At 69.5% G+C, this 9,475-nt stretch carries 12 protein-coding genes and 1 pseudogene; 7 read left to right on the forward strand and 6 right to left on the reverse strand.

Going from position 1 to position 9,475, the window contains the following annotated elements; all coding sequences use genetic code 11:
* Positions 1-123: 123 nt before the first annotated feature.
* Positions 124-377 (forward strand): annotated as a pseudogene (locus ACWFR1_RS39385) (IS5/IS1182 family transposase); the annotation flags it as partial.
* 34 nt (positions 378-411) lie between these two features.
* On the opposite strand, the gene ACWFR1_RS39390 reads toward ACWFR1_RS39385, so the two are convergent.
* The 4 genes from ACWFR1_RS39390 to ACWFR1_RS39405 form a co-directional block, all read right to left on the reverse strand.
* The gene (locus ACWFR1_RS39390; RefSeq protein WP_453560696.1) at positions 412-708 is read right to left on the reverse strand and encodes a hypothetical protein; all 297 of its coding nucleotides are present in this window, start codon (positions 706-708) and stop codon (positions 412-414) included.
* A 70-nt stretch (positions 709-778) separates the two neighbouring features.
* Positions 779-1,648, reverse strand: a complete 870-nt coding sequence (locus ACWFR1_RS39395; RefSeq protein WP_453560697.1) for an IS5 family transposase — start codon at positions 1,646-1,648, stop codon at positions 779-781.
* A 53-nt stretch (positions 1,649-1,701) separates the two neighbouring features.
* Positions 1,702-2,115 (reverse strand): DUF4253 domain-containing protein, encoded by a 414-nt coding sequence (locus tag ACWFR1_RS39400; protein ID WP_453560700.1) that lies wholly within the window; start codon positions 2,113-2,115, stop codon positions 1,702-1,704.
* A 515-nt stretch (positions 2,116-2,630) separates the two neighbouring features.
* Complete coding sequence (locus tag ACWFR1_RS39405; RefSeq protein ID WP_326804814.1) at positions 2,631-2,834, reverse strand: cold-shock protein; 204 nt, start codon at positions 2,832-2,834, stop codon at positions 2,631-2,633.
* A gap of 358 nt (positions 2,835-3,192) precedes the next feature.
* On the opposite strand from ACWFR1_RS39405, the gene ACWFR1_RS39410 reads away from it, so the two are divergent.
* From ACWFR1_RS39410 to ACWFR1_RS39425, 4 genes are all read left to right on the forward strand, one after another.
* Positions 3,193-3,444, forward strand: a complete 252-nt coding sequence (locus ACWFR1_RS39410; protein ID WP_453560703.1) for a hypothetical protein — start codon at positions 3,193-3,195, stop codon at positions 3,442-3,444.
* A 256-nt stretch (positions 3,445-3,700) separates the two neighbouring features.
* Positions 3,701-3,850, forward strand: a complete 150-nt coding sequence (locus ACWFR1_RS39415) for a hypothetical protein (protein WP_453560705.1) — start codon at positions 3,701-3,703, stop codon at positions 3,848-3,850.
* Positions 3,851-4,183: 333 nt separating this feature from the next.
* Entirely contained in the window at positions 4,184-5,053 is an 870-nt protein-coding gene (locus ACWFR1_RS39420; RefSeq protein WP_453560707.1) for a hypothetical protein, read from the forward strand.
* 11 nt (positions 5,054-5,064) lie between these two features.
* Positions 5,065-6,327: a tyrosine-type recombinase/integrase gene (locus ACWFR1_RS39425; protein ID WP_453560710.1), complete on the forward strand. Its 1,263-nt coding sequence runs from the start codon at positions 5,065-5,067 to the stop codon at positions 6,325-6,327.
* A 14-nt stretch (positions 6,328-6,341) separates the two neighbouring features.
* On the opposite strand, the gene ACWFR1_RS39430 is transcribed toward ACWFR1_RS39425, so the two are convergent.
* On the reverse strand, positions 6,342-6,524 hold the full coding sequence (locus ACWFR1_RS39430) for a hypothetical protein (RefSeq protein WP_453560713.1): 183 nt from the start codon (positions 6,522-6,524) through the stop codon (positions 6,342-6,344).
* Between the two features lie 52 nt (positions 6,525-6,576).
* The gene (locus tag ACWFR1_RS39435; RefSeq protein ID WP_453560716.1) at positions 6,577-7,374 is read right to left on the reverse strand and encodes an MFS transporter; all 798 of its coding nucleotides are present in this window, start codon (positions 7,372-7,374) and stop codon (positions 6,577-6,579) included.
* Positions 7,375-7,563: 189 nt separating this feature from the next.
* Here ACWFR1_RS39435 and ACWFR1_RS39440 point away from each other — a divergent pair, with 189 nt between their 5' ends.
* Positions 7,564-7,887: a rhodanese-like domain-containing protein gene (locus ACWFR1_RS39440; RefSeq protein WP_453560719.1), complete on the forward strand. Its 324-nt coding sequence runs from the start codon at positions 7,564-7,566 to the stop codon at positions 7,885-7,887.
* 77 nt (positions 7,888-7,964) lie between these two features.
* Positions 7,965-9,353: a rhodanese-like domain-containing protein gene (locus tag ACWFR1_RS39445; protein ID WP_453560721.1), complete on the forward strand. Its 1,389-nt coding sequence runs from the start codon at positions 7,965-7,967 to the stop codon at positions 9,351-9,353.
* Positions 9,354-9,475: the final 122 nt, after the last annotated feature.

Genomic DNA, 9,475 nt, shown 5'->3' on the forward strand with positions numbered 1-9,475 from the left:
AGCCGGTGGCCGTTCGTCTATGCGGGCCTCACCCTGACGCCGGAGCAAACCCCCGGATCAGGTCCAACCCGTACACCACTTCCCAGGACGCAACCCACTCAAAAACGTGCAACCGGCCGCAACGAGCCAACTGACCATGCCCTCGGACGTTCCCGCGGCGGGCCGAGCACCAAGGCCCCTGGCAGCTGACGGCAATGCGCGGTCTTGGCCCTTACCCCCACCGCTGGCCAGGCAGGTGACGCGCGGGCCTTCGAGACGGTGATGGCACGCATGCGCCTGCCCCGCGGGGTGCGGGCAGACCTCGGACGAAGCCGCCAGTCGTTCTTGCGGAGCGCGCCTACTCCGCCCGTGCCATCCACGGCTACCTGCGGCATCGAGAACGTCCCCGGGGAAGCCCGGCTAGGCCGTGTTTTAGGTAGCGCGGGCGGTCAGCCATTTGGTGAGGTCGCCCGCGATCCGGTCGATGCTGGTCTCGGAGCTGACGTCGTGCTCGCGGCGGGTGGTGTCACGCCAGACGATCTCGTAGCCGCCCTCGTCCAACACGGCGACGGAGGCGAACCAGGCGGGATCGTCCTCGTCGGGCTGGACGACGACGAAGGTGTTGTCCGTGCCGTTCAAGTCGCTGATCAGCATGAACAAGGCGTCTTCGGACGGGTCGTCCACGTGGTCGCCGTTCTCGCTGTCCGCGCAGTAGTACCGGGCGGCCACAGGTCCTCCCCTTGCGTGTGATGCTCGAAGTCCGGCCGCCAGCATGGCACGGCCGTGACCTTGGACTTGATCACAGCCACTGATGGATCGCCGCGACCTGGACGGTCGCCTCGAACCGGACCGCGAGCTTGTCATAGCGGGTGGCGACCGCCCTGTGCTGCTTGAGACGGCTGATCCCGCACTCGACCGCGTGCCGGGCCTTGTAGTCCTGGGAGTCGAAGGCGGGCGGACGGCCACCGGCCCGGCCGCGGCGCTTTCGGTTGCGGACCTGGTCGGCCGGTTCCGGGATCGTGCACCTGATCCCGCGTCTGCGCAGGTAGGCACGGTTCGCGCGGGAGGAGTACGCCTTGTCGCCCCGCACCCGCAGCGGTCGGCGCCGTGGCCGGCCCGGCCCGGTCCTGGGCACCCGGATCGCGTTCAGGACCGGCTCGAACTGCGGGCTGTCACCCCGCTGCCCGGCGGTGACCAGCAGCGACAACGGCTTCTGGCCCTGCTCGCACGCCAGATGGATCTTCGTGGTGAACCCGCCCCGCGACCTGCCCAGCCCGTGGTCGTCCGGCTCGGTCGCGACACCACCGGGCGGTTCCTTCTGCCCGACGCCATCCCGGCGGGCACCTGCCGCGTGCTGGTGAGCCCGGCAGACCGTGGAGTCGACGTTGACCTCCCATGTGATCAGCCCGACCGCGTCGGCCCTCGCCTGCAGCAACGTCAGCAGCCGGTCCCACACGCCCTGCCGCTGCCACCGCCGGAACAGTCCGTACACGGTCTGCCAGGGACCGTACTCATCCGGCAGATCACGCCACGGAATCCCCGTCCGCACCCGCCACCGCACACCGTCCACCAACCGCCGCCGACCTGGCCACCTGCGACTGACACCCGCCGCAGGCAGCAAAGACTCCAGCACCGACCACTGCTCGTCAGAAAGATCCCCACGCCCCACACCATGATCATCACAGCACGCAACGTGCACCGGAACCCGACCCAAAACACGGCCTAGTCCCACCAGAACAACCAGGAAGTCCGTCCCACGAGGTCCGTGGCGTACAGTACGTGTTCCAAACCGAGCAGGTTCGCGTCTTCTGCTTCAACGGGAGGTCTCGCGACCGAGAGGCGCAGCTCGCTGCCAAACACCGCGACGAATTGGGCGCCGGAGCGGTCCTCCCAGCTCCGCAGGAGTGCACACGGCAGAGGCAGCGGCGCCTCTGCGGACCAGCCGATCGACGCCAGAGCATCGCTGCCGCGACGGGCAGTGACGAGTACGAGGCGGCACTCGTCCAACCCGAATTGACCCGTCTCGATGAGCCGGGCCAGCAGGCTCCCTCGGGCTTCGGGTCTGCGGACGTAGCTGGCATCGGCGGCGCCAGGCCCGGCCACCGTTCGAAGGGCGGACCGGGGTCGTGCGGCCATGGCTGGATTCCTTCAGGTGCCGGGACCGGTGTCGGATCCATCCAGAAGGGCAGCCTCCTGCGCCGGTACTCGGCGAAGTCCGTGGCCAACGCCCCCTCCAAGCGGACGGCATCGACGTGGTCCAGGCCGAGCGGTCTTCCCATGGCGTCGGGCCAGCGCAGGAGCGGAACCAGGCCGCAGGCCTTCTGCTCGCTCAGCAGGCGAGGCCATAGCTGATCGACCTTCCTGACTCCTCATCCCGTCGCTCATGAGCCGGAATCAATTTCCCCACTCCCGAACGAGTTTCGAACACCCCTGGACAACCGTCCGCACTCGCGGGGCTCGAAGTCCATCTCCCCCTCGGTGAGCTGGGGTGTTGCGATACGCGATAGAACCCAGGCCCGTCACGGGGACCCGGGCCCTGTCCCGCGCGCTCCCTTCCGGCACGGGCCGGAAGGGAGGCGTTCGTCCAGGTGAGTGAAGGGGCCGATTCCCTTGTCCAGGTCACGGCCCCAGTCTCGCCGGCGGGGTGGGGATCAGGCGAGGTTGATGTTCTCCGCCTGGGGGCCCTTCTGGCCCTGGGTGACGTCGAACGTCACCGACTGGCCCTCCTGGAGCTCACGGAAGCCAGTCGAGTTGATCGCCGAGTAGTGGGCGAAGACGTCCGGGCCGCCGCCGTCCTGGGCGATGAAGCCGAAGCCCTTCTCCGCGTTGAACCACTTCACAGTTCCCGTAGCCATGTCTCATGCCTTCCAGTCGATGAACGCCGCCCACACGGTGTGGGAGGCGGAGGTGATCGCCCTGGTCCCTGCGGCACAGCACAGCAAAAAAGCCCACGCCGAAGGCATGGGTATAGGGGAAGATCCGAACCACGACAGCTAACGGGGACGGTACACGCCCGCACCCGCTGTGACCACAGGAAACACCTCACATCTCAGAGGCAGATGTGAGTCAGGGCGTGCGGAGGACGCGGCGCTCACGTGCGCGGGACAGTTGGTCCGGCAGGTTTCGCCCGCTGGGACCTCTGTGTGCGTCCCCCGGTCTCGCAACACACCAGGAAGGCCGGCCGACCTCGCCGATGGCCGGGCGGGAGCGTTCATGTCTACGAGCGGATCCCCTGACCTTGTCGGTGTCTCCGGCCTGGGCCCGGCCCCCTTCGGCCCGGTCCACGGCGTCGAATCGGACTGGGAGACACCCGAACTCGCCCTCGACGATGCCTCTCGACCTCATGGGTTCGGACTGGATGACGCCGCGCAGCAGGCCGCCGAGGAACAGGAAAGCGCGCAGCAGCGGGGCATAACCGCCGACGCACCACAGGCCCGCTACCGCGCCCGATGGACCGCGGACTGACACTCCCGGCTCCTACGTGACCGGCCTTGGCATAGGAGTGCACATGGCGCCGGACCGAAGCGTTTCCCTGGTGAACCACCCTCCCCCATGTCACCGACGAAAAAGCGGTTCCGGCACGCCACGAGCGCGACCGCCGCTACCCCTACAGGCATGACCAAGAACAAGCTGCGCGGTTCTGCCGCGCTCTCCCTCGCCCTGACCACCTCACCTGCCGTCCACGACCGCCGCACCTCCAACGCCGCCGGCCGGCGCCCAGGTGCTCAACCGGGTCGACGCCGTCGAGCAGATCCCCCTCGCCGACGAGGCGCGCACCAGCTACAGCGTCCTTGACATCGTGGCCTTCGGCGCGGAGTTGGGTGATGGCAGCGTCGCGGACCAGGCCGTGAGCGGCGAGCTGGCCCACTGACCTTCGCGGTACCCCTGGCGGATCTGGCGACGGCGGCGCCGAGATGGACGAACCGGCGGGTATCGGGTGGGTGCGCCCCTGTCGTGCCGCGAAGACCCGCAGCCGGCCTCCGCCCCGCGACCGGCCGCTGCCCCGTCGGCGCCGACTTCCACCGGCCCACTGCGGGCTCACGCGGCGGGGTGGGCGCCTCCTGGTCGTGGCAGCGTGCCGGGCGAGTGGGCGCTGCTGTGGTGCATGATGTGCACCGGAGGAGGGATTTGAATGCGTTCAGAAATGCAGTAGTCGCCGGTGTTGGCACACCCCCAGGAGCGTGCGAAGGACAGGTTCGGTGCCGTGGTGACGGCGTCCGTCTCGGTGCTGCTCGTCGAGGCGGTGATCGGGATGACCGCGGTCCTCGTGTGGGAGCAGACCGAGGAGGCCCCAGCCCTGCCGTACCACGCACTGGGGCTCGTGATCGCCGTGCCGTTCATGGTGTTGGTCGGAGCCGTCCTCGGCGCCCTTGTGACGGTCAGTACGGTGATGCCGCTCCTGACCCTGGCCGCGTGGCTCGGCCGCACGCTCTCGGGGCGCGAGGCGTGGTGGTGGGTCCCGGCCGCCACGGCCGCCGCAACCGCCCCGGCGGTCCTGGCCGTGGCACTGCTCACGGAGGCCGGTTTCCTGGCGTGCCTCGCCGGATGGCTCACGGCGACAACAGCACTCGCCACCCCTGGCCTGGTCGCCCGCAGGCTGCTGCTGCCGGACCGTCCGCCGCTCTCCGGGCGCGAGATGTTCGGGCGGGTCGCGCTGTACGGGACGCTCGCCGCCGTCACCGCCTTCACCCTCGCCGGCGTCGCTCTGTTCGCCGGGATCGGGTACGAGCCTCCGCTGCTGAACGCCGAGCAGATCGCCGGAACGTACTCGGACGGCAAGGGCGGCACCCTCACTCTGTCCCCGGACGGCAAAGCCGTGGCGACTCACGTCGACACCTTCGGCTTCGACCCCGTCGACTCCTTCGAACCGGTGGTCCGCAAGTGCACCGGCACGGGTACCTGGGCCTACGACCCCGTCGACGGCCCCTACACCCAGCAGGTCAACGTCTCCATCGACGCCTGCTCCTTCGCCATGGACAGCTGGAGCGTCTACGGCACTCACGAACATCCGAAGCTCTACGTCTTCGTCGGCGACCCCGACGCCTGGGAGCTCTACACCCTGCGGCGCGACTAATTAACCGGCGGATGGCCGACCGCACCCGCGTCCGCCAGCCGCTGCTGCCGGTCCTCGTCCGGCACATCGAAGACCGCTACGAGCGTCTGGCCGGCCTCCTGGAACTCGCCCGGTCGGTTCCGCTGGGGGAGTCCTTCGAGCACGCGGGCCGCCGCTACAGCCGCACCGATTCCTGGGAGGACCGCCGCCAGGCGAAACTCGTGGCCGAGCCGACCGTCAGGGTCATCGACCACGGCATCGACGAGCTGATCCACGTGACGATCGCCGAGGACACGGCGTTTTGGGAATGGGTGTCCGTCGAGATCCTGCGGCACAGCGGTATCCGCGTCGAGGAACTCGTCGAACTCACCCATCTCAGCATCCGCCAATACGAGCGTTCCAACGGCGAGGTCATCGCCCTCCTGGTCGTCGCTCCCTCGAAGACCGAACGCGAGCGCGTCATCCCGATGTCCGCCGAGCTCTTCCACGCCATCGCCCAGATCGTCCGCCGCCAGACCCGCGACGGCCGACCCATCCCCCTCCTGACCCGCTACGACCCCCACGAGAGGATCTGGCTGGACCCCATGCCGTTCCTCTTCCAGCGTCACCGGGGCAGCGTCCGCGCGGTCATGTCAGGCAACACCGTGCTCGAAATACTCGGCCGCAGCTGCGAAGAGCTCGCCAAGACGAACCCCGCCTTCGCCGGGACCAAGTTCACCCCGCACGACTTCCGCCGGCTCTTCGCCACCGAGATCGTCAACGGCGGTCTGCCGATCCACATCGGCGCGGCCCTGCTCGGACATCTGAACCTGCGGACCACGCAGGGCTACGTCGCGGTCTTCGCCGAGGACATCGTCAAGCACTACCAGGAGTTCCTGAACCACCGCCGGACCCTGCGGCCTGACGACGAATACACCGACGTCACCGCCCAGGAGTGGGCAGAGTGCGATGAGCACTTCGACAAGCGCAAGGTCGAGCTCGGGAACTGCGCTCGACCTTATGGATCACCCTGCCAGCACGAGCACGCCTGCATCCGATGCCCGGTCCTGCAGGTCAACCCCAAGATGCTGCCGCGGCTCGCCGAGATCGAGAAAGACCTGATCCTCCGCCGCAAGCGAGCCGAAGAAGAGCAATGGCTCGGGGAGATCGAGGGCATCGACATGACCTTGACCTTCGTCCGCACCAAGCAGGCCGACGCTGCCCGACTCGCCCAGCGGTCACCCGTCGTGCTCGGCATTCCGACCACCCGCCCCAGTGCGAGTGCCTGGTCAACTACTGGCGAACGCCAGCAATGATCACCAATCCGAGGTCACGCTTGGGAGAGGACTTCCGCGCGAAGACGCTCATACTCAGCGCCGGCAGTTGGCTCGCCGTCGAAGTAGTCCTCCCAGAAGCCTGGGCGCTGCCACTCCTTGGGCGCGAGCGTCACCCGGCCGTCCTCCAGCCCTGCGACCCAACAGTCCGGCACCCGACTGCTGACCACGGTGAACATGGCGGCATCCCACAGCCCAGGGGTGTCTCGCTCCACCAGGACGTCGGGCAGCTCAGGGATCCGGAGCCCAAGTCAGCCCGTCGTTGAGGTTGTTGATCAGGCCGGCTTGGGAGGCGCCGCGCAGGGAGCGGTCGCGCCATGAGGTGCGGGCGAAGGTCTCCCAGAAGGACGGCCGATCCGCCGGACCGCCTTCGGGGGTGGGGTGGTGGGCGAGTTCGAGGGCCAGGTGGGCGGCGGTGTCCCTGACCGACAGCGACAGCGCGAGGCCGGCGGCGACGAAGACCGCGCCGATGAGTTCGGGGGCGGGGCGCAACCCGTAGTGGCTGGCAAGGTAACCGGTGAGCAGGGCCGTCGCGCCGACCGAGACGTAGCCGGCGGCCTCGTTGAGGCCGGTGGCGAGCCCGCGGCGGGCGGGCCCCACGAGGTCGATCTTCATGTTGACGGTCATCGACCACGTCAGCTCTTGGTTGATGCCGAGGAGGACGTTCGCCGCCACGATCCACCACCACGACGGCGCCCAGGCGAGCACGAACGGCACGGGCACGCCGATCAGCCAGCCCGTCAGCAGGAGCTGCCTGCGCCGGAAGCGGACGGTGAGCACCCCGGCGGCGAGGTTGGTGAGGGCCTTGGCGAGGCCGAAGGCGATGATGAATGAGAAGACGGCCAGGTTCCCGGTGAGCCCGAAGACCTCGGTCCCGATCAGGGGGACCGTCGTCCGCTCCAGCCCGACCAGCGCCCCGACCGCCGCCGTGACGACGACGAGCAGGACGAACTGCGCCCGGTTCTCCCGGAGCCCCAGCCGGACGGCGCCGGGGGAGGGCGGTGGCGCCGCCATGGTCCTCTGGGTCATCTCGTCGCCGTCCTTTCCGTTCTCGTATCCGCAGATCACCATACCCCTAGGGGTATTAATCTCCTCCTCATGCCGCGTGATCCTCCCTGTGATGCTGAATACCCAGGGGGGTATTTGACTTCCCTTCGCAGCCCTGCCTACAGTCGATGACGCAAGTACCCCGGGGGGTATCTGAAAGGGTGATCTTCCATGCGTGAAGTGGATCTGGACGTCTTCGCGGCCGAGCTGGCTCAGGGCGCCTTCACCATCGACGTCCGCGAGCCAGACGAATACACGGCGGGTCATGTGCCGGGCGCCCGCACCGCACCTCTCTCCGAGCTCGGCGCCCACCTCGCCGCGCTGCCCGCCGACCGGCCCGTCTTCGTCATCTGCGCGAGCGGCAACCGCAGCGCCTGGGCCGCCGAGCACCTGGAGAACGCCGGTTTCCACGCGATCTCGGTCGCGGGCGGCACCTCCGGCTGGGCCCGCACCGGCCGCCCGGTCGTACGCGGCACGGACGCCCGGGCCTCCTGAACGGCCGCCAGCCGCTCTCTCACCGCACTTCCGCGGGGCTCCGCTCCGCGCCCGCTCTCTCCGTCGAAAGGTTCGCCGTGTTCTTCGCCCAGTACTACCTCGACTGCCTGTCCCAGGCGTCGTACATGATCGCCGACGAGCAGACCGGACAGGCGGTCGTCGTCGACCCGCGCCGGGACGTCTCCGAGTACCTCGCCGACGCCCGGGCGCACGGCTTCACCATCGTCGGCGTGATCAACACCCACTTCCACGCCGATTTCGTCGCCGGCCACCTGGAGATGGCCGACGAGACGGGCGCGTGGATCGGCTACGGCGCACGGGCCGAGACGGAGTACCCGGTCCGGCACCTGGCCGAGGGCGAGCGGGTCTCGCTCGGTGACGTCACCCTGCAGATCATGGAGACTCCCGGGCACACCCCGGAGTCGATCAGCGTCCTGGTGTACGAGCACGCCGCCGACGAGGTTCCGTACGGCGTGCTGACCGGTGACGCCCTGTTCATCGGCGATGTCGGCCGCCCCGACCTGCTGGCCTCGGTCGGCGTGACCGCGGAGGAGCTGGGCGCGATGCTGCACGACAGCGTGCAGAACAAGCTGATGAGCCTGCCGGACGAGGTCCGTGTCTTCCCCGCCCACGGCGCGGGCTCCGCCTGCGGCAAGAACCTGTCCACGGAGAAGTCCTCCACGATCGGCGAACAGCGGACGACCAACTACGCCTGCGCGCCGATGAGCCGGGAGGAGTTTGTGGCCCTGGTCGCGGCGGGGCAGTCCACCGCTCCGGGGTACTTCGCCTACGACGCCGACCTCAACCGTAAGGACCGCACCCTGTACGACGCGACCGTCGCGGCCAGGCCGCTGACGCTCGGCGAGTTCACCGAACTGCGCGCCGCCGGGGCGGTCGTGGTCGACGCGCGCGATCCGCAGGAGTTCGCGGCCGGGCACCTGCGCGGCGCGGTGAACGTGCCGGCTGATGGGCGCTTCGCCGAGCAGGCGGGCACCGTCCTCGATCCCGCCGACGAGCTGGTGGTCATGGCCGCGCAGAACCGCGAGGAGGAGGTCGTCACCCGTCTCGCCCGGATCGGCTTCGACCGGGTCGTGGGCTACGTCCGCAACCCCGAGGACGCGCTTCGCGTGCTGGCCGACGAGGTCGCCCCGGCCAGCCGTCTCACCGCCGCGCAGCTGAAGGCCGCCCTGGCCGGGGAGAACCCGCCGCTGGTGGTGGACGTGCGCACCTGCGGCGAGCGCGAGGCGAACGGCTTCATCCCCGAGGCCCTGCACATCCCGCTCAGCGAGCTGCCCGCCCGTACCGGCGAACTGCCCGCCGACCGGCCCCTCGTCCTGCACTGCGCGGGCGGCCACCGGTCCTCCATCGCCGCCAGCCTGCTGCGCCACCGCGGCTTCGGCGACGTCTCCGACATCCTCGGCGGCTGGGCCGCCTGGGCCCTCGCGACCGAGACCGCGGCCGTCTGACCACCCGATCGCCGGTCGGGCACGGGTCCGGGCCCTTCCCGCCGTGCACTGCCGGCCCGTGGAGGAGCCGGGGGCCGCACTGCCCCCCGCCCCTCCCCGTCGTGGGCGGGGCCGTACTGCCC

Source organism: Streptomyces sp. NPDC055103 (genome assembly GCF_053607625.1).

Bases quoted from the DNA above. Each gene is read 5' to 3' on its own strand.
- ACWFR1_RS39425 (WP_453560710.1), top strand. From the start codon at position 5,065: ATGGCCGACCGCACCCGCGTCCGCCAGCCGCTGCTGCCGGTCCTCGTC.
- ACWFR1_RS39410 (WP_453560703.1), top strand. From the start codon at position 3,193: ATGTCTACGAGCGGATCCCCTGACCTTGTCGGTGTCTCCGGCCTGGGC.
- ACWFR1_RS39435 (WP_453560716.1), bottom strand. From the start codon at position 7,374: ATGACCCAGAGGACCATGGCGGCGCCACCGCCCTCCCCCGGCGCCGTC.
- ACWFR1_RS39405 (WP_326804814.1), bottom strand. From the start codon at position 2,834: ATGGCTACGGGAACTGTGAAGTGGTTCAACGCGGAGAAGGGCTTCGGC.
- ACWFR1_RS39430 (WP_453560713.1), bottom strand. From the start codon at position 6,524: ATGTTCACCGTGGTCAGCAGTCGGGTGCCGGACTGTTGGGTCGCAGGG.
- ACWFR1_RS39440 (WP_453560719.1), top strand. From the start codon at position 7,564: ATGCGTGAAGTGGATCTGGACGTCTTCGCGGCCGAGCTGGCTCAGGGC.
- ACWFR1_RS39400 (WP_453560700.1), bottom strand. From the start codon at position 2,115: ATGGCCGCACGACCCCGGTCCGCCCTTCGAACGGTGGCCGGGCCTGGC.